This is a genomic window from Mesorhizobium sp. M5C.F.Ca.ET.164.01.1.1 (genome assembly GCF_004792125.1).
GTDB classification, from domain to species: domain Bacteria; phylum Pseudomonadota; class Alphaproteobacteria; order Rhizobiales; family Rhizobiaceae; genus Mesorhizobium; species Mesorhizobium wenxiniae.
The window spans coordinates 1,416,647-1,441,865 of record NZ_SRTG01000001.1 but is presented as its reverse complement, the minus strand read 5'-3'; the positions used below and the strand labels follow the sequence as shown (position 1 = coordinate 1,441,865).

General features: G+C 63.8%; 19 protein-coding genes, 1 pseudogene and 1 riboswitch. Of the genes and pseudogenes, 9 read left to right on the top strand and 11 right to left on the bottom strand.

Going from position 1 to position 25,219, the window contains the following annotated elements:
- Positions 1 to 371 precede the first annotated feature (371 nt).
- From EN807_RS06955 to EN807_RS06940, 4 genes are all read left to right on the top strand, one after another.
- A complete protein-coding gene (locus tag EN807_RS06955; protein WP_135935799.1) occupies positions 372 to 3,773 on the top strand; it encodes a helicase-related protein in 3,402 nt (1,133 codons plus the stop codon).
- 14 nt (positions 3,774 to 3,787) lie between these two features.
- The gene (locus EN807_RS06950; protein ID WP_135934394.1) at positions 3,788 to 4,174 is read left to right on the top strand and encodes an RNA-binding S4 domain-containing protein; all 387 of its coding nucleotides are present in this window, start codon (positions 3,788 to 3,790) and stop codon (positions 4,172 to 4,174) included.
- Between the two features lie 243 nt (positions 4,175 to 4,417).
- Entirely contained in the window at positions 4,418 to 4,756 is a 339-nt protein-coding gene (fdxA, locus tag EN807_RS06945; RefSeq protein ID WP_023762879.1) for a ferredoxin FdxA, read from the top strand.
- A gap of 469 nt (positions 4,757 to 5,225) precedes the next feature.
- The gene (locus EN807_RS06940; protein ID WP_027152934.1) at positions 5,226 to 5,807 is read left to right on the top strand and encodes a CarD family transcriptional regulator; all 582 of its coding nucleotides are present in this window, start codon (positions 5,226 to 5,228) and stop codon (positions 5,805 to 5,807) included.
- Between the two features lie 103 nt (positions 5,808 to 5,910).
- Here the strand turns inward: EN807_RS06940 and EN807_RS06935 are convergent, their stop codons facing one another.
- The 3 genes from EN807_RS06935 to EN807_RS06925 form a co-directional block, all read right to left on the bottom strand.
- Positions 5,911 to 6,684 carry an amino acid ABC transporter ATP-binding protein gene (locus EN807_RS06935; protein WP_135934393.1) on the bottom strand — a complete coding sequence of 258 codons (774 nt, stop codon included), beginning with the start codon at positions 6,682 to 6,684 and terminating at the stop codon, positions 5,911 to 5,913.
- A complete protein-coding gene (locus EN807_RS06930) occupies positions 6,681 to 7,361 on the bottom strand; it encodes an amino acid ABC transporter permease (protein ID WP_135934392.1) in 681 nt (226 codons plus the stop codon). Before EN807_RS06930 ends, EN807_RS06935 begins: the two co-directional genes overlap by 4 nt.
- Positions 7,362 to 7,521: 160 nt before the next feature.
- Positions 7,522 to 8,295 (bottom strand): amino acid ABC transporter substrate-binding protein, encoded by a 774-nt coding sequence (locus EN807_RS06925; RefSeq protein ID WP_135934391.1) that lies wholly within the window; start codon positions 8,293 to 8,295, stop codon positions 7,522 to 7,524.
- Between the two features lie 331 nt (positions 8,296 to 8,626).
- Here EN807_RS06925 and EN807_RS06920 point away from each other — a divergent pair, with 331 nt between their 5' ends.
- Complete coding sequence (locus EN807_RS06920; RefSeq protein WP_065011276.1) at positions 8,627 to 9,490, top strand: RNA polymerase factor sigma-32; 864 nt, start codon at positions 8,627 to 8,629, stop codon at positions 9,488 to 9,490.
- A gap of 2 nt (positions 9,491 to 9,492) precedes the next feature.
- On the opposite strand, the gene EN807_RS06915 is transcribed toward EN807_RS06920, so the two are convergent.
- From EN807_RS06915 to thiB, 4 genes are all read right to left on the bottom strand, one after another.
- Positions 9,493 to 10,920, bottom strand: a complete 1,428-nt coding sequence (locus tag EN807_RS06915; RefSeq protein ID WP_189522453.1) for a M48 family metalloprotease — start codon at positions 10,918 to 10,920, stop codon at positions 9,493 to 9,495.
- Between the two features lie 297 nt (positions 10,921 to 11,217).
- Positions 11,218 to 11,988: a thiamine ABC transporter ATP-binding protein gene (gene thiQ, locus EN807_RS06910; RefSeq protein ID WP_127314203.1), complete on the bottom strand. Its 771-nt coding sequence runs from the start codon at positions 11,986 to 11,988 to the stop codon at positions 11,218 to 11,220.
- Positions 11,985 to 13,604 carry a thiamine/thiamine pyrophosphate ABC transporter permease gene (gene thiP, locus EN807_RS06905; RefSeq protein ID WP_135934389.1) on the bottom strand — a complete coding sequence of 540 codons (1,620 nt, stop codon included), beginning with the start codon at positions 13,602 to 13,604 and terminating at the stop codon, positions 11,985 to 11,987. The genes thiQ and thiP overlap by 4 nt, the downstream gene beginning before the upstream one ends.
- A 249-nt stretch (positions 13,605 to 13,853) precedes the next feature.
- Positions 13,854 to 14,867, bottom strand: coding sequence for a thiamine ABC transporter substrate binding subunit (gene thiB, locus EN807_RS06895; protein WP_135934388.1), 1,014 nt, complete (start codon positions 14,865 to 14,867; stop codon positions 13,854 to 13,856).
- A gap of 43 nt (positions 14,868 to 14,910) precedes the next feature.
- Positions 14,911 to 15,025, bottom strand: a riboswitch (TPP riboswitch).
- 102 nt (positions 15,026 to 15,127) lie between these two features.
- Here thiB and EN807_RS06890 point away from each other — a divergent pair.
- The 3 genes and pseudogenes from EN807_RS06890 to EN807_RS06880 form a co-directional block, all read left to right on the top strand.
- The gene (locus tag EN807_RS06890; RefSeq protein ID WP_135934387.1) at positions 15,128 to 15,772 is read left to right on the top strand and encodes a thiamine diphosphokinase; all 645 of its coding nucleotides are present in this window, start codon (positions 15,128 to 15,130) and stop codon (positions 15,770 to 15,772) included.
- A 1-nt stretch (position 15,773) separates the two neighbouring features.
- Positions 15,774 to 17,594 (top strand): ABC-F family ATP-binding cassette domain-containing protein, encoded by a 1,821-nt coding sequence (locus EN807_RS06885; protein WP_135934386.1) that lies wholly within the window; start codon positions 15,774 to 15,776, stop codon positions 17,592 to 17,594.
- Positions 17,595 to 17,618: 24 nt separating this feature from the next.
- Positions 17,619 to 17,762 (top strand): annotated as a pseudogene (locus tag EN807_RS06880) (CcdB family protein); the annotation flags it as partial.
- Positions 17,763 to 17,795: 33 nt separating this feature from the next.
- Here the strand turns inward: EN807_RS06880 and EN807_RS06875 are convergent.
- Both EN807_RS06875 and EN807_RS06870 read right to left on the bottom strand, forming a co-directional pair.
- Positions 17,796 to 19,451 (bottom strand): hypothetical protein, encoded by a 1,656-nt coding sequence (locus tag EN807_RS06875; protein WP_135934384.1) that lies wholly within the window; start codon positions 19,449 to 19,451, stop codon positions 17,796 to 17,798.
- 74 nt (positions 19,452 to 19,525) lie between these two features.
- Positions 19,526 to 20,824: an adenylosuccinate synthase gene (locus tag EN807_RS06870; RefSeq protein ID WP_135934383.1), complete on the bottom strand. Its 1,299-nt coding sequence runs from the start codon at positions 20,822 to 20,824 to the stop codon at positions 19,526 to 19,528.
- A 319-nt stretch (positions 20,825 to 21,143) separates the two neighbouring features.
- Between EN807_RS06870 and EN807_RS06865 the strand changes: the two genes are divergently transcribed.
- Positions 21,144 to 22,034, top strand: a complete 891-nt coding sequence (locus tag EN807_RS06865) for a DMT family transporter (protein ID WP_135934382.1) — start codon at positions 21,144 to 21,146, stop codon at positions 22,032 to 22,034.
- A 107-nt stretch (positions 22,035 to 22,141) separates the two neighbouring features.
- Here the strand turns inward: EN807_RS06865 and serA are convergent, their stop codons facing one another.
- Positions 22,142 to 23,737, bottom strand: a complete 1,596-nt coding sequence (gene serA / locus EN807_RS06860; RefSeq protein WP_135934381.1) for a phosphoglycerate dehydrogenase — start codon at positions 23,735 to 23,737, stop codon at positions 22,142 to 22,144.
- Between the two features lie 180 nt (positions 23,738 to 23,917).
- The gene (locus tag EN807_RS06855; protein ID WP_135934380.1) at positions 23,918 to 25,093 is read right to left on the bottom strand and encodes a phosphoserine transaminase; all 1,176 of its coding nucleotides are present in this window, start codon (positions 25,091 to 25,093) and stop codon (positions 23,918 to 23,920) included.
- Between the last annotated feature and the right edge of the window lie 126 nt (positions 25,094 to 25,219).

Sequence of the window (25,219 nt, the reverse complement as noted above, 5' to 3'; positions counted from 1 at the left end):
GCGACCTGCGTCGATCGTTCACCGGCAAAGGTTAACGGCGACGTCAGCCCTGCATGAAACGGGCCAGTTCAGCGATTCAGCATGTGGTGAGACTCGCCGGCGAAAAATCCAGATGTAGCCGTGAACAAACCCTGAATCCGCGCGAGTCAGCGATTCGTAGCCGATTCGTTCCAGACTCGTTCCAACTGTTAAATCGGAACGGCGAACGTCTAATCGGAACAGATTATCGACGCTGAGGGGGAGGGTTCGACCTGCCGTCGGAACATTCCGCTTTCGCTTCGCGCCCGAAATCCCTATGTGTCGCTTGTCACACGCGCCAGCATGTGGCGCGCCCCCGACAACGCGAGGCAGAGAGCCTTATTTCCAGGTCGATGAACATCCAGCCGAAACACACTGAACCGCTGATCCTGTCGGGCCGCGACGTGACCGCCGTGCTCGGGCCGACCAACACCGGTAAGACCCATCTCGCCATCGAGCGCATGGTGGCGCATGAAAGCGGCATTATCGGCCTGCCGCTCAGGCTGCTCGCCCGCGAGGTTTACACACGCGTCTGCGAGAAGGTCGGCGCCCACAAGGTGGCGCTCATCACCGGCGAGGAGAAGATCCAGCCCGACGGCGCCAGATATTCGGTCTGTACGGTGGAAGCCATGCCGCGCGAGACCGACGCCGCGTTCGTTGCCATCGACGAGGTCCAGCTGGCCGGCGATCTCGAGCGCGGCCACATCTTCACCGACCGCATCCTGCATCTGCGCGGCCGCCAGGAGACACTGCTGCTGGGTGCGGCCACCATGCACGGCATCCTCCAGCGTCTGCTGAAGGGCGTGTCGGTGGTGACGCGGCCACGGCTGTCGCATCTCGCCTATGCCGGCTCGAAGAAGCTCACACGTCTGCCGCGACGCACGGCGATCGTCGCCTTTTCCGCCGACGAGGTCTACGCCATCGCCGAACTGATCCGCCGCCAGCAAGGCGGTGCGGCCGTCGTGCTCGGCGCGCTATCGCCCCGCACCCGCAATGCGCAGGTGGCGCTGTTCCAATCGGGTGATGTCGATTATCTGATCGCCACCGATGCGATCGGCATGGGCCTCAACCTCGATCTCGATCATGTCGCCTTCGCCCAGAACCGCAAGTTCGACGGCTACCAGTACCGCAATCTGACGGCGGCCGAGCTCGGCCAGATCGCCGGCCGCGCCGGCCGGCACTTGCGCGACGGAACCTTTGGCGTCACCGGCCAGGTCGATCCGCTGGACGAGGAACTGGTCAAGAAGATCGAAGCGCATGATTTCGATCCGGTGAAGGTGCTGCAATGGCGCACCGCGCGTTTCGATTTCGCGAACCTCGACGCGCTGAAGCGCTCGATCGAGACGAACGCGCCGGTTGAAGGCCTGACGCGCGCGCTGCCGGCGGTGGATGCGCAGGCGCTCGAACATCTGTCCCGCGACGAGGACATTCGGGCGCTTGCCACCGACGCCAGGCGGGTGGCGCTGTTGTGGGAGGCCTGCGCCCTTCCCGACTACAGGAAGATCGCGCCAGCCCAGCATGCCGACCTGATCGCCTCGATCTACATGGACCTTGCCAGGCATGGCCATGTCGACGAGAATTACATGGCCGAGCAGGTGCGCCGTGCCGACACCACCGAGGGCGACATCGACACGCTGTCGCACCGGATCGCCCAGATCCGCACCTGGACTTTCGTTTCCAACCGGCCGGGCTGGCTGGCCGATCAGGCACACTGGCAGGAAAAGACGCGCGAAATCGAAGACAGATTGTCGGATGCGCTGCATGAGCGGTTGACGAAACGCTTCGTAGACCGCAGGACTTCCGTCCTCATGCGGCGCCTTAGAGAAAATACCATGCCTGAAGCCGAAATCAGCCCAACCGGAACCGTCCTCGTCGAAGGCCATCACGTCGGCGAGTTGCAGGGGTTCCGCTTCACCGCCGACCAGAGCGCCGGCGGCGAGGACGCCAAGGCGGTGCGTGCAGCAGCCCAGAAGGCGCTTGCAGCCGAATTCGAGGCGCGGGCCGAACGCTTCGGCGCCTCGGCCAACGGCGACATCGCGCTCGGCTCCGACGGCACGCTGCGCTGGATCGGCGCCCCGATCGGCACGCTGGTCGCAGGCGACGAGCCGTTGAAGCCGCGCCTTGTGCTGCTGGCCGACGAGCAGCTCACCGGACCCGCCCGCGATAAGGTCGCGGCCCGCGCCGAGCGCTTCGTCAATTTCCAGATCGAATCCCTGCTGAAGCCGCTGGTCGACCTCAAGAACGCCGAGCAGATCACCGGCATCGGCCGCGGCATCGCCTTCCAGCTCGTCGAGCATTTCGGCCTCATCAACCGCCGTGACATCGCCGAGGAGATGAAGTCGCTCGACCAGGAAGGCCGCGCCGCCCTTCGCCGGCTCGGCGTGCGCTTCGGCGCCTACCACGTCTTCGTGCCCGCGCTGATCAAACCGGCCCCGGCCGGACTGGTGACGCTGTTGTGGGCGCTGGGGAACGACGGCAAGGAGAAGCCCGGCTTTGGCGACGTGGTTCACGCGCTGGCCTCCGGCCGCACCTCGGTGGTCATCGATCCCACGTTCGACAAGCCCTTCTATAAGCTGGCCGGCTACCGAAATCTCGGCCGTCGCGCGGTGCGCGTCGACATCCTTGAACGATTGGCCGACCTGATCCGGCCCGCGACCAATTGGAAGCCGGGCCTCGGGCAGCGCCCCGACGGCGCCTATGACGGTCAGTCCTTCATGGTGACGCCGCCGATGATGTCGATCCTCGGCGCCACGGCCGACGACATGGAAGAGATTTTGAAAGGCCTCGGCTACCGGGCGGAGCCGAAGCCGGCGATGGAGGTGAGGGCGCGGCTCGAGGCCCAGGACAATGCCGCGCGTGAAGCCGCCGCAGCCAAGCAGGCAGCGGAAGAAGCCGAGCAGGCCAAGGCAGCGGGAGCCGCGATAGCGGACGCAGCCGCCGAGGCGCCGGCCGAGAGTTCGGAGTCGGATGCCGCTGCCGTGGCAGAGGCCGCAGCCGAAGTTTCCGCAGAACCCGCCACCGAAGCGGTACCTGTCGCGGAAGCTCAGTTGGAAACTCCGGCTGAGGTCACCGAAGAACTGCCTGCAGCCGAAGCCGCAGCCGAAGTGCCAGCGGTATCAGCGGCTCAACCAGAGGCAGAACTCGAAGCCGCCGAGGTTGAAGTCGCATCGGCGGAGCCGGCTTCCGAAGCCTCGCCTGCAACGGAAGCAGTGTCGGCCGAACCTGCCGCGGCGGCGGAAGCCGCCACCGGCGAGGCCGAGAAAGAGGCCGAAGAACCAAAACCCATCCTGTTGTGGCGGCAGGGCCGCTTCGACCAGCGCCCGCGCCACCGCCACCATGACAACCGGCCCCGTGATAGGGACAATCGCCCGCGCAACGGGCAAGCCGCGCGCGATGGCCGTGGCGACGCACCGGCAGATGCCACCGGCGGACAACCGGCCGGCGCTCTAGGCAGCCGGCCCGCCCATGAAGGACGCCGCGACGGCGCCGGCAAGCCGCGCTTCGACCGTAGCAAATTCAAGCCCAAGCCCCAGGGCGAGACGGGAGAGCGGCGCGACGGCAAGCCGCAGGGCGAGCGTCCCGATCGTCGTGAGAGCCGGCCTGACTGGAAGGGCGGCAGGCCGGAGGGCAAGGGTGGCGCGCCCGGTGGAAAGCCCGCGTTCCAGCCGCAGCCTCGCGAGGAGCGTCCCGTGCGCTTCGACCCGGATTCCCCCTTCGCCAAGCTCGCCGCGTTGCGCGACCAGCTGAAGAAGTAGGTTCGCTCGCTCCGATGGTCGCTAATGCCCGCCAGCGCATCGACAAATGGCTGTTCTTTTCGCGTGCGGTGAAATCGCGCTCGCTGGCAGCGAAGCTGGTGGTGGCCGGACGGGTCCGCATCAATCGCGACAAAGCAGCGCAGGCCTCCGATCTGGTCCGCGCCGGCGACGTCCTGACCATCACTCTCGAGCGGCGCATCTTCGTCTGGAAGGTGCTCGGCACGGGAAGCCGGCGCGGCCCCGCAGAGGAAGCGCGCTTGCTCTACGAGGATATGTCGCCACCGCCGGTGCCAAAAGGCGAGGCCGTTCCCGATGCGATTCCCGCACTGCGCGACGCCGGCAGCGGCCGCCCCACCAAGAAGGAACGCCGGGAGACCGACCGGCTGCTCGGCGACGACTGACGCATAACCGGCTTTCGTCGCATAGCCCGTCTGGAATTCCATTCCGGAAACGCCGGTATCGCGCGCAATGGCTGCTCTTGCAAGCGGCGGGCAAAGACGTTACCTCACCAAAAAAGCCTACCGCCCAAAAAGCCTAACCGCATTGGGGAACACGATGCGTGAATTCAAAGTGTTAGAGCGTGCTTTGTGCGTCCGATTGGACGCACCTCGCTCTGATAAAACGGGACGTCCCGGAGCCGACTGATGACCTATGTCGTGACCGATAATTGCATAAAATGCAAATACATGGACTGCATCGAGGTCTGTCCGGTCGACTGTTTCTATGAGGGCGAGAACATGCTCGTCATCCATCCTGACGAGTGCATCGACTGCGGCGTCTGCGAACCGGAATGCCCGGCCGACGCGATCAAGCCCGACACCGAGCCGGGGCTCGACAAATGGCTGCAGATCAACACCGAATATGCCGATAAATGGCCCAACATCACCGCCAAGAAGGAGCCTCCGGCCGACGCCAAATCCTTCGATGGCGAGGCCGGCAAGTTCGAGAAGTATTTCTCCCCCGAGCCCGGCGAGGGCGACTAGCGCCTGACCGAAAATCGGAATCGATTTTCGGGAAGGACCATGCGCAAGATCAAAAGTGTCACAGCGTCCCGTGCACGTCCAAAACGGGCGCGTGGCGCTGTAGCGGCAACGCCGATTTGACCGGCATGACGCGGCGTAACAGGCACCGCACATTAACTGCCTTGACAGGCGGCGATGGCGCATGGCCTTCGCGCGTGCAGCAAAACCTTGATTCTTCCGACTTTTTGTGCTACACCAACCAAACATGCCGGTGACACAACGTCGATTTATGGCGCGAACGCCCCAAATCACTGAAAGGTGAATTTCTCAATCCGGACCAGAGTGATCTGGGGCAGGCAGTCGCAATTATGCGGCTTGCCGACCTCGGCTTTTCCGGTGGTTTCGTAGTTGTGCGGCTAACGATCGGTTACCCGATCGCGCGAGTTCGGCCGGCAGAATGCCGGTACCACACCAAGGAGTTCATGGCGTAATGGCAACAATCACCCCGCAGAAGAAGTCCAGCGCAGCGCGTCACGGTTTTAAGACCGGCGAGTACATCGTCTATCCGGCGCATGGCGTCGGCCAGATCGTCTCGATCGACGAGCAGGAAGTTGCGGGCCACAAGCTGGAACTGTTCGTCATCGACTTCCAGAAGGACAAGATGCGTCTGAAGGTTCCGGTTGCCAAGGCGACCTCCATTGGCATGCGCAAGCTGTCGGAAGAGGATTATGTCGATCGCGCGCTGAAGGTCGTGCAGGGCCGCGCCCGCGTCAAGCGCACCATGTGGTCGCGCCGGGCTCAGGAATATGATGCGAAGATCAATTCCGGCGACCTGATCTCGATCTCGGAAGTAGTGCGCGACCTCTACCGCGCCGACAACCAGCCGGAGCAGTCCTATTCCGAGCGCCAGCTTTATGAGGCGGCACTCGACCGCATGGCGCGCGAGATCGCGGCCGTCAACCGCATGTCGGAAACCGAAGCGGTGCGCCTCATCGAGGTGAACCTCAACAAGGGTCCGAAGCGCGGTGCCAAGGCCGACAACGAAGAAGCCGAGCAGGAAGAAGCTGCCTGAGCGCTTCTCGCCTTCGAATTGGAAAAACCCGGCCTCGTGCCGGGTTTTTCTTTGTATGCATGTCGTTATCCCAAAACCGCTACGAACTTTTGGGCGACATGCATTAACCTTCGCCGTCTCCTTCCTTCTCTGCCTCCTGCTTCAGCGTCGCGATGAACCGCCTGGTTCGCTGGCGCTCCGGATTGCTGAACAGGACGGCGGCGGGGCCTTTCTCGACGATGGCGCCGGCGTCGAGGAACACCACCTCCTGCGCGATCTTCGATGCGAGGCGCAGGTCGTGCGTCGCCATCACCATGGTGGTCCCCTCGCGGGCGAGCTGGCTGAGCACGTCGACCACCTCCTGCGCCAGTTCCGGATCGAGCGCCGAGGTCGGCTCGTCGCACAACAGCACTTTCGGCGATGGCGCCAGCGCCCGGGCGATCGCAACGCGTTGCTGCTGGCCGCCTGACAGCGTCGCCGGCCAGGCATCGGCCTTATGCGCCATCCCGACCTTTTCGAGCAGAGCGAGCCCCCGCTCGCGCGCCCTCGCCGTCGGCCATTTCAGCACCGTTACCAGCCCCTCTATAACATTCTCGATCGCGGTGCGGTGTGGGAACAGCTGGAAATTCTGGAACACCATGCCCGTCTGCAGCCGCAGGCGCCGGATGGCCATTGTGGAAACCTTGCCGCCAGGGTGGAATTCGAGCGCGTCGTCGCCGATGCGCACCGTGCCCGAAGTCGGGATCTCAAGCAGGTTGATGCAGCGCAGAAGCGTGCTTTTCCCGCCGCCCGAGGGACCGACAAGGGCTGTGACGCTGCCTTCCTCGATGGTGACGGTCACGCCCTTCAGCACGAGGTTGTCGCCGAAGCGCTTCTCGATGTCGGTCAGGCCGATCATGAACGCGCCTCCAGGAAGCCGCCATAGCGGTTAAGCCGCTTTTCCAAGCGCGTCTGCAATGCCGACAGCACCGAGCTCAGCGCCAGATACAGGGCCGCCGCCTCGATATAGAGGATCAGCGGCTCATAGGTGGTGGCGACGATCCGCTGCGCCGCCTGGAACATTTCCGGCACGGTGATGGCGGCGGCCAGCGATGTATCCTTGACCAGCGAGATGAAGGTGTTGGACAGCGGCGGCACCGCGACGCGGCCGGCCTGCGGCAGTATGGTGCGCCGCATCGCCTGACTCCAGGTCATGCCGATCGAGTAGGCCGCCTCCCACTGCCCCTTCGGCACCGAGCCTATGCCGGCGCGGATGATTTCCGACGTATAGGCGCCGATGTTGAGCGTGAAGCCGATCAACGCGGCTGAAAAAGCGTCGAGCAGGATGCCGACCGAGGGCAGGCCGTAGAAGATCAGGAAGAGCTGCACCAGAAGTGGCGTGCCACGGAAGATCCAGACGTAGAAGCGGACCACGGCGACCAGCGGCTTCGGGCCGAACAGCCGGACAAGCGCCGCAACCAATCCCACGAAGAGGCCGAATGCGAACGACAGGAGCGTTAGCGGCACGGTGAAGATCAGCGCGGCCCATAGCAGCGTCGGCAATGAGTCCAGCATCAATTGCAGCCAGTGCGGCACGAAAACCCTCCTTGCGAGATTGCCCCCCAAAAACCGGCCCGGCAGCATCGAGGCGCGACCATACGATCGTCATATCACGCGAAAAGCGGCGGCCGTCAAAGACGGCTCGCCGCGATGCTTGCCATGCGGGCCGGCAATCAGCCCGCTCCGTGCAATGCGCTTACTTCGAAACGTCCTGGCCGAAATAGGTATCGGCGATCTTCTGGTAGGTGCCGTCGGCCTTGATGTCGGCCAGTGCCTGATTGATGGCGGCGACCAGTTCCGGATCGCCCTTGCGCACGATGACGCCGGAATAGTCGGCGTTTTCTTCCTGAGCGGCGATCTTCACATTGGCGTCGGGCTTTTGCTTCTTGAAATCGAGGAAGGACAGGCTGTCGTTGATGGTGGCGTCGGCGCGGCCGGTAAGAAGCAGCTGGATCGATTGGTCGAAACCATCGGTGCCGACGAGCTCGGCGCCGTTCGTTTCGGCGAGTTTGCCGAAATTCGAAGTCAGCGACTGCGCCGCCTTCTTGCCCTTGAGGTCAGCAAAGCTCTTGATATCGGTATTGTCGCCGCGCACGATCAGCACCGCCTTGGAAGCGATATAGGGATCGGAGAAATCATACTTGGCCTTGCGCGCCTCGGTGATGCCGACCTGATTGATGACGGCGTCATAACGCTTGGCGTCGAGGCCGGCGATCAGCCCGTCCCATTTGCCTTCGAGGAATTCGGCCTTGACGCCGAGGCGCTCGGCAATCGCCTGGGCTATCTCTACGTCGAAGCCGACCAATGCACCCGAGGCATCATGATAGGTGAAGGGGGCATAGGTGCCTTCGGTGCCGACCTTAAAGAGGCCGACCTGCTTGATCTGATCGAGATTTGCGCCGGCATGGCCTGGTGTGAGGGCCAAAACCTGCAGTGTTCCGGCGACGATAAGCGATTTGAGCCATTTCATTTTTCTGTGATTCCGTCCTTGGCCGGCGTCCGGCGCATTTGTTGAGCACCGGAAACTGACAGATGCAGGCTGGCGAAATAAGGAACCGGATTTCAAAAATAAGACGCCTTTGAAATCCAATTCTCAAAACAACATCGAGTCACGCCAACCGACCGCGTAGCGACCGCCGCAACGAGCTTTCGCCAGTGCAATCCACGCGACATCAGCGGCGGAACCATTCACCCGCGTGGCACGTTCTTGGCTGTTGTAGGGCGCGGCGTCGCCAATTCAACCTCGATGCCAGCTCAGGGTCGAGCGATCGTACCGCAACGCCCGGAACAGGGAGCGTGGCATGATGGAAGATATGGCAGGGCGAACCATGGTCCGCGCGGCGATGAAAGCCCCCTATCTCGAGCGCGACGAGGAGCATCTTCTCGCGCTGCGCTGGAAGCAAGACAACGACCAGCAGGCGCTGCACCAAATCGCCATGGCGCATATGCGGCTGGTCATTTCCATGGCCTCGAAATTCCGCCACTACGGTCTGCCGCTCGGCGACCTTGTCCAGGAAGGCCATGTCGGCCTGCTGGAGGCAGCGGCCCGTTTTGAACCGGAGCGCGAGGTGCGGTTTTCGACCTATGCGACATGGTGGATCCGCGCCTCGATGCAGGACTATATCCTGCGCAACTGGTCGATCGTGCGTGGCGGCACCAGTTCGGCGCAAAAGGCGCTGTTCTTCAACTTGCGGCGCCTGCGCGCCCGCTTGGCGAACGGCGCCGAGCCGATCTCGAATACCTCGCTCTACCGCGAGGTGTCGGTGGCGCTCGGCGTCTCGGAGGCCGACGTGGCGATGATGGACTCCCGCCTTTCGGCCCCGGATAGCTCGCTCAACCAGCCGCTCGCCGACGATGCGGGCGCCACCGAGCGAATGGATTTCCTGGTTTCGGACGATCCTCTGCCGGACGAGGTCGTAGGCGACACGATCGATGTCGAACGCCGCTCTGTCTGGCTGAAAACGGCGCTCGGCGCGCTCAATGCCCGCGAGCTCAGGATCATTGAGGAGCGCCGGCTGAGCGACGAGGGCGCGACGCTCGAAGCCCTCGGCGAGGCGCTCGGCATCTCCAAGGAGCGCGTCCGCCAGATCGAGGCACGCGCCATGGAAAAGCTCAAGATAGCGCTGGTGAAGCAAAACCCCGAGTTTCTGGCGACAGCCGCCTGAGTCTATTTGTCGGTGATGATCTTGACCTTATCGCCGGCGGAAACTGCTGCACCAGGCGACATCGCGTTGAGCACCCTGAACAGGTCCAGCTTGCGATCGACACCGACCATCTGCGCGGCGAGAGAGCCCATGGTCTGTCCGGGCCGCACCGTGACGACGCGGATATGCAGCGGCTTCAGCGCCGCTTTCTCGGTTGCGCTCAAGATACGGAACGAGCCGCTGACCGAGCGCGCCACGGCATCCAGCGAGGTGCTGGCGGAAGGTGCCGCGGTCAACAGACGGTAGACCTGACCGCCGGCGCGGATCACCGCGATGTCGAACTGCCAGCCCTCGGCGCTGGCATGCGCCGTCGCCGCCTCGTTGCCATTGATCGTTTCCTGTCGCACGCTGCTTTCGTCGAGACCGGCCACCCAGCCGCTGCGGATGTAGTCGGTCAGCGAGCGGCTCTTGTCGATCGAAACGCCGTCGAAGCGGATCGCTATGTCGCCTGGCCCGGTTGCCGTCACCGCCGCGGCCGAGTTGTCGATGATGAAGCCATCGGGCACCGAGAACGACACGCCGAGCCCTGGATGCAGGAAGGTTTCGCCACGCACATAGCCCTCCTCCGGTGTGTCGCCGTAGAGCAGGCCGTCTATGCCGGCGAGGAAGGCGTCGCGGTCGCGCGTGCCGACGCCGGGCGCACCGAACTGGCGGGCATGACGCTGCGCCAGATCGATGCGTTGCGGCGTGTTGGGATGCGTCGCCAGGAAGTCGAGGCTGGCGTCGGTGGCGCCGCTGATAGAGCGGAAATCGGTGTAGGCCGACATGGACTGCAGGAAGCGGCCGGCGGCAAAGGGATCGAAGCCCGCCTCGCCGATCGACTTGATGCCGATGCCGTCGGCCTCAAGCTCCTGATTGCGCGAGAACTGGGCAAGCCGCAGCTTGCCGCGGATCAGTGCCGCCTTGGCGGTCGGGCTGTCGCCGAGCACATCCGAGACGACCTTGGTCGCAAACCCCTCCTCAGCCTCGAGCTGCTGGCGCTGCAAGCCGTGGTTTGCAGTGACGTGGCCCATTTCATGCGCGATGACCGCGGCGAGCTCGGCCGAATCGTTGGCCAGCGCCAACAGGCCCCGTGTGATGTAGAGATAGCCGCCCGGCAGCGCGAAAGCATTGACGTTGGGCGAATTGAGGATGGTGATGCGGTAGGTCTGGGTCGGGTTGGCGGACACCACGGTCAGGCTGCCGACGACCTTGGCGACCATGCGCTCGAGCTTGGGATCGGAATACTCGCCGCCATAGGTGGCGAGGATGCGCGGGTGCTGCGCCTTCGCCATTTCGGCGAGCTTGCCGTTGGCGGCGACATTGTCGACCGTGATCGGTTTGTTGGAAGGCTGGAAGCCGGATTCCTGAACGTCCGGAGGCGTGAACATCTGGCAGCTTGCCAGCGCCATGGCAAAGCCGGCCAGCGCGAGGAAGCGCGCCAGCGGTTTCCTTCTCACTCTGTCGGTGCCGGTCGGCAGAACAGCTTCCTTTCGGGTCTCAGCACATGGCCCCGAAAATCGGGCATCGATTTTCAGAAAGGATCATACGCACAATCAACTGCCACAGCGTCCTTCGCGCCCACGAGCACGCATGACACCGAAGTGGCAAATCACAACCTATGCCGGACCAGTATCGGAGGACCTAGCCACACTACTTTGACCATGGCAAGCAAGCACCACATCGCCTGAAGCCGGTTTGGCCGTAAATTATGTCCGCTTCCGGGCAACATCTCGTGATCCCGCGCCAAACGGACCTGCACCGATATAGTGCCGGAAGGCTTCCGGTCCAGCCTTGGTAAAAAAATCGGCGACAGTCCCGGTTGCGGCAACCGTTCCATTGTCCAGGAACACCATGTCCTGGCCGATACGGTGGGCATCCTCCGGCTGATGCGTGACGAACAGCACCGTCATGCGCCGCTCTGCATGAACGTCGGCTACCAGATCGAGCATGTCGTCGCGCAAGGCCGGTCCGAGCGAGGCGAACGGTTCGTCGAGCAAGAGCACCGGCCGGTCGCGCACCAGGACGCGGGCGAGCGCGACGCGTTGCCGCTCGCCACCGGAGAGTTCGCGCGGCAGGCGCTGTTGCTTGCCGGCAAGGCCGACGCGCTTGAGCGCCGCGGCGACTGCAGCGTGGTCGGCCTCGGTCAGCCTGAGCGACGGCGAGCGGCCAAGGCCGACATTTCGTTCGACCGAAAGATGGGCAAAGAGATTGTTTTCCTGGAACACCATTGACACCGGCCGCGCCGAAGGCGGTTTGGCGCCGAAATCGGCGCCGCCGATCAGCACGCGGCCCGATCGCGGCGTCTCGAAGCCGGCCACCAGATTGAGCAGTGTCGATTTTCCCGAACCGCTCGGCCCCATGATGGCGGTGATCTTCGAGGCGGCGAACTCGACATCGAATAAAAACGGCGCTTCACCATAGCTGAACGAGACCTTTTCCAGCCGCACAGCCGTACCGCTTTCGCTGTTGAGCGTCATGATTTTTCTCCCCGTCCCAGCCAGTCCGCGGCCAGGACAAGCGCGAGACAGACCAGGCCGAGCAGCAATGCCAGGCCTGCCGCGTCCATAGTGCGGTAGCTGCCCATGCGCGACAGCAAGAGATAGGGCAGCGTCTGCAGGGAGTCGCTGCCGAACAGGGCAATGACGCCGAGATCGCCGAGCGACAAAGCCATCGCGAATGCGAAACCGGTGGCGAGCGGCCGCCGCAGCGACGGCCAGTCGACCAGCCGGAACCGATCCCAGCCCGAAATGCCAAGCAGCAAACAGAGCCGTTCGTGGCGTTCGCTCGCCGCATCATAGCCGGGGCGAATGGCGCGAATGGCAAACGGCATCGCCATCACTGCGTTGACGGCGACGACCATGACAGGGGCGATGGCAAAGACATCGCTGAAAGTACGCAGGAGAAGGAACCAGCCGGCGCCGATGAGGATGGGCGGCACGACGAGGACAAAGCCGGCGCCGGTATCGGTGGCGTATTCGAGCAGCGTCTTGGCGTCGACGCGACGCCTCAAGGCCAGCGCACGTCGTGCCATGACGAGCGACAGCGACAGCGCCACTGAAAGCAGCGCCGCCAGCAAGGCGAGCACGGCGCTGGTCAGCGTTGCCTGCCGCACCGCGCGCTCGGCCGCCAGCCGGCCGAGATCGGCGCCAAGGCCTGACGTCACCGTGGCCGCCATCGGCCCGGCGACGAACAGCAATGCCAGAACGATCGATGCTGCGTTCAGCACGGTCTCGGCCGTACCAGCCGAAAGATACCGGCGCGGTGCCACCGGCAGGTTGGTGTCGCCGACGGTGTTGGCGCCAAGCCGCACCAATGCAAGTACCACGATGAAGGTCAGCGCGATCTGCAGCAGTGTCAGCGTCACTGCGCGGGCAGGATCGAAATCGAAACGCAGCGCCTGATAGATGGCGACCTCCAGTGTGGTCGCGCGCGGCCCGCCGCCCAGCGTGAGCACGATGGTAAAGGAAGTGATGCAGAGCATGAAGACAAGCCCGGCGACGCCTGGCAGTGCCGCACGCAGCGTCGGCCATTCGATCAACCGGAATGCGGGTCTGGCGCCCATGCCGAGCTGGCTCGCCAGCCGCCACTGGTCGGCCGGCACTGTCGCCAGCGCCTCGAGGAACAGCCGCGTCGCCAGCGGCAGATTGAAGAAGACATGGGCTACGAGGATGCCGGACAGGCCGTATATGCCCGGCCAGCCCTGACCGCCAATCGCGGTGAGCACGCCGGCGAAATAGCCGGCACGGCCATAGAGAGCCAGAATGCCGAGTGCGGCGACGATGGCCGGCAGCGCAAGCGGCACGGCGAAGAGCTGCAGGATCAAGCCACGACCAAAGAAGCGCGGATGCCGCGACAGCGCCCGCGCAACGAACAGCGCCGGCACGACGGAAAGCAGTGTCGACAGCAAAGCCTGCCACAGCGTGAAACGGGCGACACGGAAGAGGTAGGAATCGAAAGTCGACGCGGCGCCGGTCGGGTTGCGTGTAGCTTCAAGGATGAGCCCGGCGAACGCTCCGCCGATCAGCAGCGCAACAGCGGCAAGCGCGATGGTGCCGGCGGTGACGCGGGGATCGGCAGGATATCCGGTATGCATGCCGCCCTGCCTGGTTCAACGATCGTCGAAGCAGAAAATATGGCTGAGGCCGAGTTCCCGCCCACGCTCCTCTCTCCTGCCGGACATTTCCCCCTCAAGGGGGGAGATTGGCTGCTTTACCCTCGCCTCAATCTTTCGACTGTTGCGATTGGCGAAAGCGGAAGTGACATTCGATCTCCCCCTTGAGGGGGAGACGTCCGGCAGGACAGAGGGGGGGCGCCGTAGAGTGATCATCTTTCAATCCACAAGCTACTTGCTCATCACCGACAGCCATTCGTCGACCCAGGCCTTGCGGTTGGCGGCGACCTCTTCGGGGCTGAACAGCAAAGTCTTGGTCGGCTTGACGAGCTTGTCGAAGGCCGGATTGAGCGGCTTGTCAGTTTTGCCGGCAGGAAACATCCAGTTGGTCTCGGGGATCACATCCTGGAATTTCGGCCCGCTCATAAAAGTCAGGAACTGTTTGGCCAACGGGTTGTTCGCACCCCTGGTGGTTATGCCGGCAACCTCGATCTGCAGATACTCGCCCTCCTCGAAGGACGCCGCCTGATAGCGTTCGGTGTTTTCGGCGACCATGTGATAGGCCGGCGACGTGGTATAGGACAGCACCATCGGCGCCTCACCCTTGGTGAACAGGCCATAGGCCTCGCTCCAGCCCGGCGTCACGGTGAGCACCTTTGCCTTAAGCTTGGCCCAGGCTTCCGGCGCCTTGTCGCCATAGACCGACCTCACCCACAACAGCAGGCCGAGACCGGGCGTCGAGGTGCGCGGATCCTGGATGACGATCTTCTCATCGGCATTGCCCTCGACCAATTCCTTCAGGCTCTTCGGCGGGGTCTTTAGCTTTTCGGTGTCGTAGACGACAGCGAAATAGCCATAGTCGAACGGCACGAAAATATTGTCGCTCCAGCCACCCGGCACATTGACGTCGATGACGACGCCATGCGGCGAAAACAGGCCGGTGGCCTTGGCTTCGGCCGTCAGATTGGTGTCGAGGCCGAGCACGATGTCGGCCTTGGTTGCGGCGCCTTCCAGCTTGACGCGGTTGAGCAGGGCGACGCCGTCGGCGACCGCGACGAATTCGAGAGTACAGCCGCATTCGGCCTCGAAGGCCTTCTTCACCGCGGGGCCTGGACCCCAGTCGGCGGTGAAGCTCTCATAGGTATAGACGGTGAGTTTTTCCTGCGCGGATGCCGGCCCGATGCCGGCGAGAACGGCCGCCGCAAGCAGCATTGCCGAAACAAGAGTGTATAAAAACGCGCGCATCGGCGCCTCCTTCGTTCACGTTGAAAGGAATTGAGGCGTCGGGCTGTCCGAAACGTCTAATCCCTCCGCCGGTACAAACCGGATCAGGTTCAGCGGGTTGGCATGGTTGCCTCTCAGCTGGTCCGCGAAGATCGCGTCCAGCACCCCGTTAGAGCGTTTCGACACATAGGCCCGGCCCAGGCGTGGCGCAAGCGGAAGTTTGCCGGGCATCCGGAACGCGGCCTTCCGTTTCGCAAGCAGGGCTGGTAAGGGCCACGCATATGAGCAAATTCACCATCCTGCTTGGCGGCGATCTTATCCGCACCCCGCTGCTCGACCGCCAGGTCGCTGGCACGCGTGTCATCGCCGCCGACGCCGGCATGAGCCATGCCCGGACGCTGAGCCTGACGCCGGAACTCTGGGTCGGCGACTTCGATTCGGTGCCGGCGGATTTGCCGGACGAGCTGGCCGCCGTACCCCGCCAGGTGTTTCCGGCAGAAAAGGACAAGACCGACGGCGAACTGGCTATCGCCGCCGCGCTCGAACGCGGCGCGACCAGCCTCGTGCTTGCCGGCGCGTTCGGTGGCAAGCGGACCGACCACGCCTTCTTGCACCTGGCGCTCAGCGTCCGACTGGCCGAGGCAGGGACGGAGGTGCTTTTGAGCAGCGGCGCACAGGAAGGCATCCCCTTGCCTCGCGGAAAGGCCGGCTTCGACTACGCCGATGGCACGCTGTTTTCGATTCTCGGCTTTTCCGACCTTTCCGGCCTGACCGTGACCGGCGCCAAATGGCCGCTGAACCATATCGAGATGGCGTTCGGCTCGTCGCTGACCATTTCCAATGAGGTCAAGGGCCGGCTCGAAATCGCGCTGGGCAGCGGCCGCGCGCTGTTGCTCGCCCACCCATTCCCCCTTACCGAAAGCTGACATGGCGCCGCCACTTCTCAATCTCGACGGGATAAAACTGACCTTCGGTGGCACGCCGCTGCTCGACGGAGCGGAACTGACGTCGTCGGCGGGCGACAAGATCGCTTTGGTCGGCCGCAACGGCTCGGGCAAGTCGACGTTGCTCAAGATCGCTGCGGGATTGATCGAGCCGCAGGACGGCGAGGTGTTCCGCCAGCCTTCGGCGACAGTGCGCTACCTGCCGCAAATGCCCGACATGGACGGTTTCGCCAGCGTCCGCGCCTACGTCGAGGCGGGGCTCGGACCCGCCGACGATCCCTACCGCGCCACCTATCTGATAGAGCATCTCGGCCTGTCCGGCGAGGAACCGCCGAACGATCTCTCCGGCGGCGAGGCGCGCCGTGCTGCCCTTGCCCGCGTCATGGCGCCGGAGCCCGACATTCTCCTCCTTGATGAGCCGACAAACCATCTCGACCTGTCGGTCATCGAATGGCTGGAGGAGGAGCTTGCCCGCACCTCTTCGGCACTGATCGTCATTTCGCACGACCGCCGTTTCCTCGAGCGCGTGTCACGCGCCACTGTCTGGCTCGATCGCGGCCAGACCCGCAGGCTCGACAAGGGCTTTGGCCATTTCGAGGAATGGCGCGACAACGTGCTGGAAGAAGAAGAGCGCGAGCAGCACAAGCTTGGCCGCCAGATCGTACGCGAGGAGCACTGGTTGCGCTACGGCGTGACGGCAAGGCGCAAGCGCAACATGCGCCGGCTCGGCGAACTGCAGACCATGCGCCAGCGTTTTCGTGGCCATCGCGGCGCCGAGGGTGCGGCGACCATGGTGGCCAGCGACGCCGCCGAATCCGGCAAGCTGGTGATCGAGGCCAAGAACATCGAGAAGAGCTTTGGCGATCTTACCGTGGTCAAGGGCTTCTCGACCCGCATCCAGCGCGGCGATCGTGTCGGCCTGGTCGGCCCGAACGGCGCCGGCAAGACGACGCTGCTGAAGATGCTGACCGGCGAATTGAAGCCGGACTCAGGCTCGGTGCGGCTCGGCACCAATCTGGAGATCGCCACGCTCGACCAGAAGCGCGAGGCGGTCGACCCGGCCGAAACGCTGGCGCAATACCTCACCGACGGGCGCGGCGAGAACCTTGTCATCAATGGCGAGCAGCGCCACGTCGTCTCCTATATGAAGGATTTCCTGTTCAAGCCGGAACAGGCGCGCACGCCGGTGCGCGAGCTTTCGGGCGGCGAGCGGGCGCGGCTGCTGCTCGCCCGTGTGCTGGCGCGACCGGCGAACCTGCTGGTGCTCGACGAGCCGACCAACGATCTCGACATGGAGACATTGGAACTGCTGCAGGAGCTGGTCGCCGGTTTTGCCGGTACCGTCATCCTGGTCAGCCACGACCGCGATTTCCTCGACCGCACCGTGACCAGCCTGATCGCGCCGGACGGCGGCGGCCGCTGGATCGAATATGCCGGCGGCTATTCCGACATGCTGGCGCAGCGCGGCGGCACCAGGCTGGACGATCGCAAGGCGCGGCCGAAGGCGGAGACCAGCGAAATGGCGGCGGCAGGCAGGACCGAAGCAGCTGCGCCGAAGGGTCCAGCAAAGAAACTGTCGTTCAAGCAGAAATTCGCGCTGGAATCACTGCCGAAGAAGATCGAGGCGGTGAACGCCTCGATCTCACGGCTGGAGAACAACATCGCCGACCCGGCCTATTACGAGCGCGACCCGGCCTCATTCCAGCAGACCATCGCCGCGCTCGATAAGGAGCGCGCCACGCTGGCAGCGCTCGAGGAGGAATGGCTGGAGCTGGAGATGCTGCGCGAGGAGATGGAGGGGTAGGGATGGCATGCTAAACCCCACCTCACGATCAACGGCAGTGACCATGTCATGGTCACTCAATTCATGTCAGCCTTGATGGCTTTTGAATTGCCTGCTGCCGAAGGAAATCTTTCCAGTCGTCATGACGACATCGTGGCCGCACTCGACATGCTGTTCCAAGGCTTCTGAGCCAAAGGGAGCGTTGAGGCTGGTGAGCCGGCCTCAGCCCGCCGTTTTTGTTTGCCAGGCCTTCAGCGCCTCGTCGAACACCTTCTCGCCGGGAATGCCCTTTTCCATGGTGAGCAGCGCCCGCCGTCCGGTCTTGTAGACGACCGGCACGTCGATCCAGTTCTGCCCCCGGAGCAGGGTCAGATTGGCGTCTTCGTCCGCCTTGGTGTCGTTGAGAGCGACCAGGAAGAAGCCGTCGGCGATCTTCGCCGGGATGCCGATCAGCGGGCTGCCGGCATCCTGTTCAGAGCCCTTCATGGCGACGCGCAGGATATTGTCGACGCCGCCGCCGTCGAAACCATCGGGCGTCAGGAAAATCATCTCGATGATATGGCTGGCCGGTAGTGTCTGGTCGGTGTTGCGGCGGATGGTCATGCGCAGCTGCACGTCCTTGCCCGGAATGCTCGCTTCGGCGCGGATTGCCGGCTCGGGCGGCAGATTGCCGCCGGGCGATTCCTGCACCAGCGACCAGACGATGCTGCCGGGCTCGGCCGAGCCTTGGGCGGTGCTGGTACGCTCCTCGTAGAAGATTGCCTTTTGGCCGACCGCCAGCGCGGTTTCCGCAGGCGCGGCTGTCGGCGCGGCCGGCGCAGCACCCGGGGCCGGCGCTGCCGGGGCGGCTGCGCTGTCGGTCGGCGCCGCCGGCGCCGGCGTTGCTTCATCGGCAGGCGGTGTTGTGGGGGCAGCGCCCGGCGTGGCGGGCGCTGTCGTGGCTGGCGTATCGCCGGCCGGCGCTGCAGGCGCAGGTGCGGCCGGCGGCGGTGTGGTCAGTGCTGCGACGGATTCGCCCTCTCCGATACCGCTTTGTCCTGAAGCGGGGCCGGGATCGACCTCACCCCCCTCCGGTGTCAGCCGCTGGGTGAACTTTGTGCCCTCGGCATCCGTTGGAGCCGCTGCGGCCGGGGGCCTTGCCGCAGCCTCGGTAGCCGGCTCGGAAGGGGTCGGCTTCACCAACGGTTCTATGGTTGCAACAGTCGTGCTGTTGAGACCCATCATGTTGCTGAACGCGTCCTTGTTCAGCCAGACGCCGTAGCCGCCGCCGGCGACGACGAGCAAAGCGATGACAGCGGCGATCAGCCCGCCATAGCTGCGCTTGCGCTCGGCAGGACGCAGACGCTGAAAGGTGTCCGGCGCCGGCTCCTCGTCGTTGGCAAAGACATCGTCTCGAAACGTATCGCTCTTCTCGTCCGCCGCCGGAAAATCCGCGTCCGAAGGCACCGCATCGGTGCGCTCTGGAGGAGAAGCAACGGATGGCGGTTTTTGCCAATTCGGCGCGGCTTTGGCGGCAGGCGCCGGCTGCCATGTCGGCTCGGTCTTTGCCGGTTGCCATGCCGGCTCGGCCTTTGCCGGCTGCCGGACATGGCTGGGTTGGTTCTTGTTGCGGTCGATGGAGGAGAAGATGTCCTCCAGCTCCGACAGCGGATCGGATGCCGGCGCAGGCTTGGCGTACTCCCGCTCGACGCTGGCGATGGCGTCCTCCAGAGTGCGCTTGTGCTGGGCAACGACCGAAGGCGCCAACGGCGGTATGTTCTTGGCCAGCTTGTCCGCGATCGTCGAACGGGCCTTGTCATAGACCCTCGCGCGTATTTCCGGCGTCGGATTGCCAAGGCCGTCGAGCGTCTTTTTCAGAGCACCAACAAAATCTGCCATGCTTCAGTCGACCTGCATTTCGTTTCTGGGCCGGCCCCCGCAAAGCGGCCGCGATGCCCGGAATAGCTTGGAATCTAGTCTTGAAACGGATCGGTCACAAGTATTGTGTCGTCCCGTTCAGGGCTGGTGGAAAGGAGTGCGACCGGCGCGCCGATCAGCTCCTCGATGTGACGGACATATTTGACTGCCTGGGCCGGCAGATCGTTCCAGCTTCTGGCGCCGGCGGTGGTGCCTTTCCAGCCCTCCAGCGTCTCGTAGACTGGTTCGACGCGCGCCTGCGCACCTTGGCTGGCCGGCAAATAATCGATCGCCTCGCCATCGAGACGGTAGCCGGTGCAGACCTTAATCTCGTCCAGCCCGTCGAGCACGTCGAGCTTGGTCAGCGCAATGCCCTTGATGCCGTTGACGGCCACGGCCTGACGAACCAGCACGGCATCGAACCAGCCGCAGCGGCGCTTGCGGCCGGTGACGACGCCGAACTCATGGCCGCGCGTGCCCAGGAACTCGCCGATCTCGTTCTTCTGTTCGGTCGGAAACGGACCTTCGCCGACACGCGTCGTATAGGCCTTGGTGATACCGAGTACATAGCCGATGGCACCCGGGCCGACGCCGGATCCGGCGGCGGCTTGACCAGCTACCGTGTTGGACGAGGTGACGAACGGATAAGTGCCGTGGTCGATGTCGAGCAGCGTGCCTTGCGCGCCCTCGAACAGGATGCGTTCGCCGGCGCGGCGCTTGTCGTCAAGGATCTTCCAGACACGGTCCATATAGGGCAGGATCTCGTCCGCGACCGAAATCAGCTCACTCATAATTGCGTCATGCGTGACTTCGGCGTGGCCGAGCCCACGGCGCAGCGCATTGTGGTGCGTCAGCAGCCTGTCGACCTTCAAGGGCAGCGTTTCCAAATCCGCCAAATCCATCACCCTGACGGCGCGCCGGCCCACCTTATCCTCATAGGCAGGGCCGATGCCACGACGGGTCGTGCCGATCTTCGTCCCGGAATTGGTGGCGGCGTCTTCGCGGAATCCGTCCAGCTCCCGGTGCAAGGACAGGATAAGCGCGGTGTTTTCGGCTATTTTCAGGCGCTCCGGCGTCACCTCGACGCCTTGCGCCTTCAATTTCGCCACTTCCGCGACGAAGGCGTGCGGATCGAAGACGACGCCATTGCCGATGATGGACAGCTTGCCTTGCCGCACCACGCCGGACGGCAGCAGCGACAGCTTGTAGACCTTGCCGTCGACGACCAGCGTATGGCCGGCATTGTGGCCGCCCTGGAAGCGTACGACGACGTCGGCGCGTTCCGACAGCCAGTCCACGATCTTGCCTTTGCCCTCGTCGCCCCATTGCGAGCCGACGACCACCACATTGGCCATGTTTCTTTTCCCTTGAGGCGCCGCTCGGAGCGGGTTGAAATAGTTCGAAACGACAGGCTTCTATCGCATAGGCCGGAAAATCGGAATCGATTTTCGGAAAGCACGATGCGAACATTCAAGCCTGAGACGCGTACTTTGTCCGTCCAGTGGACGCACGTCGCTCTATAACGTCAAGACCCGGCGAGCGCGACCATTCTTTACCGCCGAAAGCGCCCTCAGGCACAACAATTTTCGCCTTTGACATCATTTACTTGGGCGAACCACCACAATAGGTCGGCAAAAGACCCTTCGCCTGCCCTCCCGGCTGGAAATTTTAGCTATGCATCGAACCGCCTATCTGTTCCTGCTGTTCACCACCTTGCTGTGGGGCGGCAACTCCGTGGCCGGCAAGCTGGCGGTCGACCACGTCTCGCCGATGACGCTGGTGTTCCTGCGCTGGGTTCTGGCCGTTCTGATCATGCTGCCGCTCGGCTGGCGAACGCTGCGCGAGGACTGGCCGGTGGTGCGCAAGCATTGGTTGCTGCTTGGCGGGCTCGGCGCTTGCGGCTTCACCTTCTTCAACGCGATCTTCTACACGGCGCTCAACTACACGACGGCGATCAACGTCTCGATCGAGCAGGCGGCGATACCGATCGTGATCATCCTCGCCAATTTCGTGCTGTTTCGCCTGCGTGTGAATCTGGTGCAACTCGCCGGCGTCGTGCTGACGATTGTCGGTGTCGCCCTGACAGCCAGCCATGGCGATCTGCGCCTGCTTCTCAAGCTGGATCTCAACTTCGGCGACGCCATCATGCTGATCGCGGTGCTTTGCTACAGCTTCTACTCGGTCGGGCTGCGGCTGAAGCCGGCTATACGCTGGCAAAGCCTGATGCTGGCGCTGTCGATTGCCGCACTTGTCACCTCGCTGCCTTTCTTCCTGTGGGAAGTGGCCGCCGGCAAGGTCATCGTCCCCGATGCGCGCGGCTGGGCGATAGCGTTCTACACCGCGATCGGCGCCTCAGTCGTCTCGCAGATCTTTTACATCCGGGGCAACGAACTGATCGGCGCCAACCGGGCTGGCCTGTTCATCAACCTGGTGCCGATCTTCGGCACGCTGCTGTCGGTGCTGATCGTCGGTGAGACATTCCAGCTCTATCAGGGACTGGCCCTCGTGCTGGTGCTTGGCGGTATTAGCCTCGCCGAATACAGCGGAAGGAAGATAGCGATTTAGCCGGCAAAAATTCGATGCCGCACGGGGATGATGCAATCCAGAGCCTGTCAGCCACATTGTCGAAACGCCCCGCGTGCTTGATAGCACGCGGGCCGCGCGGGCATGATTCAGGCGCCCACATCGAAATGCAGCCGCTTGGCGGAGTCGATCGACTTGTGCGCCCGCACCTGTTCCAGCACGTTTTCCGGGAACGGCGCATCGAGATAAAGCAGTGCAATGGCATCGCCGCCAGGCCGGTTGCGGCCGAGCTGGAAGTTGGCGATGTTGACGCCGTTCTCGCCGCAGACCGTGCCGAGCAGGCCGATGATGCCCGGCGCATCGGCATTCGTCGTGTAGAGCATGTGCTGGCCGACCTCGGCGTCGAGGTTGATGCCCTTGATCTGGATGAAGCGCGGCTTGCCGTCCGAGAAGCAGGTGCCGGCGATCGAACGCGTCCTGTGCTCGGTCTTGACCGTCAGCTTGATGTAGCCGTCGAACACGCCGGATTTGTCGCGCTTGACCTCGGCGACGATGATGCCGCGCTCCTTCACCATGATCGGCGCCGACACCATGTTGACGTCGGAGACCTGCGGCCGGATCAGCCCGGCAAGAGTGGCGCTGATCAGCGCGCGCGTGTTCATCGTCGCGGTCGAGCCGTCGAACAGTATCTCGACCTCCTTGATCGGATCCTCGGTGACCTGGCCGACAAAGGCGCCGAGCACTTCGGCAAGCTTGACGAAAGGCTTCAGGCGCGGCGCCTCCTCGGCGGTGATCGACGGCATGTTGATGGCGTTGGAAACAGCGCCCTTGATCAGATAGTCGGCCATCTGCTCGGCGACCTGCAGGGCGACATTCTCCTGCGCCTCCATCGTCGACGCGCCGAGATGCGGCGTCGCCACCACGTGCTCCATGCCGAACAGCTCACTTTTCTCCGCCGGCTCTACCTCGAACACATCGATGCCAGCGCCCGCCACCTTGCCGCTTTTCAACGCCGCGATCAGGTCGGCCTCGACGATCAGCCCGCCACGGGCGCAGTTGATGATGCGCACGCCGGTCTTCATTTTGGCGATCGCCGCGGCGTCGATGATGTTGCGCGTCTTGTCGGTCAATGGCGTGTGCAGAGTGATGAAATCGGCGCGGGTGAACAGCTCGTCCAGTTCGACCTTCTCGACGCCGAGCTCCTCGGCGCGGCTGTCCGACAGGAACGGGTCGAAGGCGATTACGTGCATCTTCAGGCCGACGCCGCGCGTGGCCACGATCGAGCCGATATTGCCGCAGCCGATGATGCCCAGCGTCTTGCCGGTGATCTCGATGCCCATGAAGCGATTCTTTTCCCATTTTCCGGCATGGGTCGAGGCATTGGCTTCCGGTATCTGGCGGGCCAGCGCGAAGATCATGGCGACGGCATGCTCGGCGGTGGTGATCGAATTGCCGAACGGCGTGTTCATGACGATGATGCCCCTGCGGCTCGCCGCCGGGATGTCGACATTGTCGACGCCGATGCCGGCGCGGCCGACCACCTTGAGCCTGGTGGCGGCGTTGATCAGCTTTTCGGTGACTTTGGTCGCCGACCGGATGGCGAGGCCGTCATACTGGCCGATCACTTCGAGCAGCTTTTCCTTGTCCTTGCCGAGATCGGGCAGGTAGTCGACGTCGATGCCGCGATCCCTAAAAATCTGAACGGCGGTGGTGGAGAGTTTGTCTGAGACGAGAACGCGGGGCATGAGCTTGGTCCTTTGCGATTGGCGCCCCTCCCCCTTGAGGGGAGGGTCGGCGCGAAGCGCCGGGGTGGGGTCGTTGCGGCCGGACGCGGCCGAAATCTTTTCTGGATGGCGGACCGTTGAGTTGGTGGAGGCAACCCCACCCGGCCCTCCGGGCCACCCTCCCCTCAAAGGGGGAGGGAATCAGGCGGCCGCCTTGAGCGATGCCTTTTGTGCGGCAAAGGCCCAGTCGAGCCAAGGCAGCAGCGCTTTGAGGTCGGAGGTCTCGACCGTCGCGCCGCACCAGATGCGCAGGCCGGGCGGCGCATCGCGATAGGCGCCGATATCGTAGGCGACGCCTTCCTTGTCGAGCGTCGAGACGATGCCCTTGGCGAACGCCGCTTGTCCGTCGGCATCGAGCCCAGCGACATCCGGGTCGGTAAAGGAAAGACAGACGGACGTATTCGACCGCGTCGCCGGGTCGGTGGCCAGGTGGCCGAGCCATGCAGATTTGTCGACAAAACCGTCGATAACGGCGGCATTGGCGTCGGCGCGGGCAATCAACGCGTCGAGGCCGCCGATCGACTTCGCCCAACGCAGCGCGTCGAGATAGTCCTCGACGCACAGCATCGATGGCGTGTTGATGGTCTCGCCCTTGAAGATGCCTTCGATGAGCTTGCCGCCCGAGGTGAGGCGAAAGATTTTCGGCAGCGGCCAGGCGGGCTTGTAGCTTTCCAGCCGCTCGACGGCGCGCGGGCTGAGGATCAGCATGCCGTGCGCACCTTCGCCGCCCAGCACCTTCTGCCAGGAGAAGGTGACGACATCGAGCTTCTGGAAATCGAGCTTTTGCGCAAAGGCCGCCGACGTCGCGTCGCAGATGGTCAGGCCCTTGCGGCTGGCCGGAATGAAATCGCCGTTCGGCACACGCACGCCTGATGTCGTGCCGTTCCATGTGAAGACCACATCGCGGTCGAAGTCGATTTTTGTCAGATCCGGCAGCGCGCCGTAACCGGCTTCGATCCTGCGCATGTCGGCAAGCTTCAGCTGCTTGACCACATCGGTGACCCAGCCGGAACCGAAACTCTCCCAGGCGACCATGTCGACGCCACGTTGGCCGAGCAGCGACCACAGCGCCATCTCGACCGCGCCGGTGTCCGACGCCGGCACGATGCCGATGCGATAATCCGCCGGAATCTGGAGAACTTCCCGCGTCAGCTCAATCGCTTGTTCGAGCTTGGTCTTGCCGATCTTGGCGCGGTGCGAGCGTCCGAGCGCAGCATTGGTCAGCGCCTCGACCGACCAGCCGGGACGTTTTGCACAGGGACCTGAGGAAAAATTGGGATTTGCCGGACGGAGTCCGGGCTTCGTACGCGTCGTCATTGTGGTCTATCCTTCCAGATAGTGGCCCCTCGTTGGGGAGGGGTGGCCCACGGACGGCGATATGCGTTCAGGCGTCAGGCGTCAAGGGGAAAGTTTTTGTCGCTGGCAGGACACTGGTCGCACGCG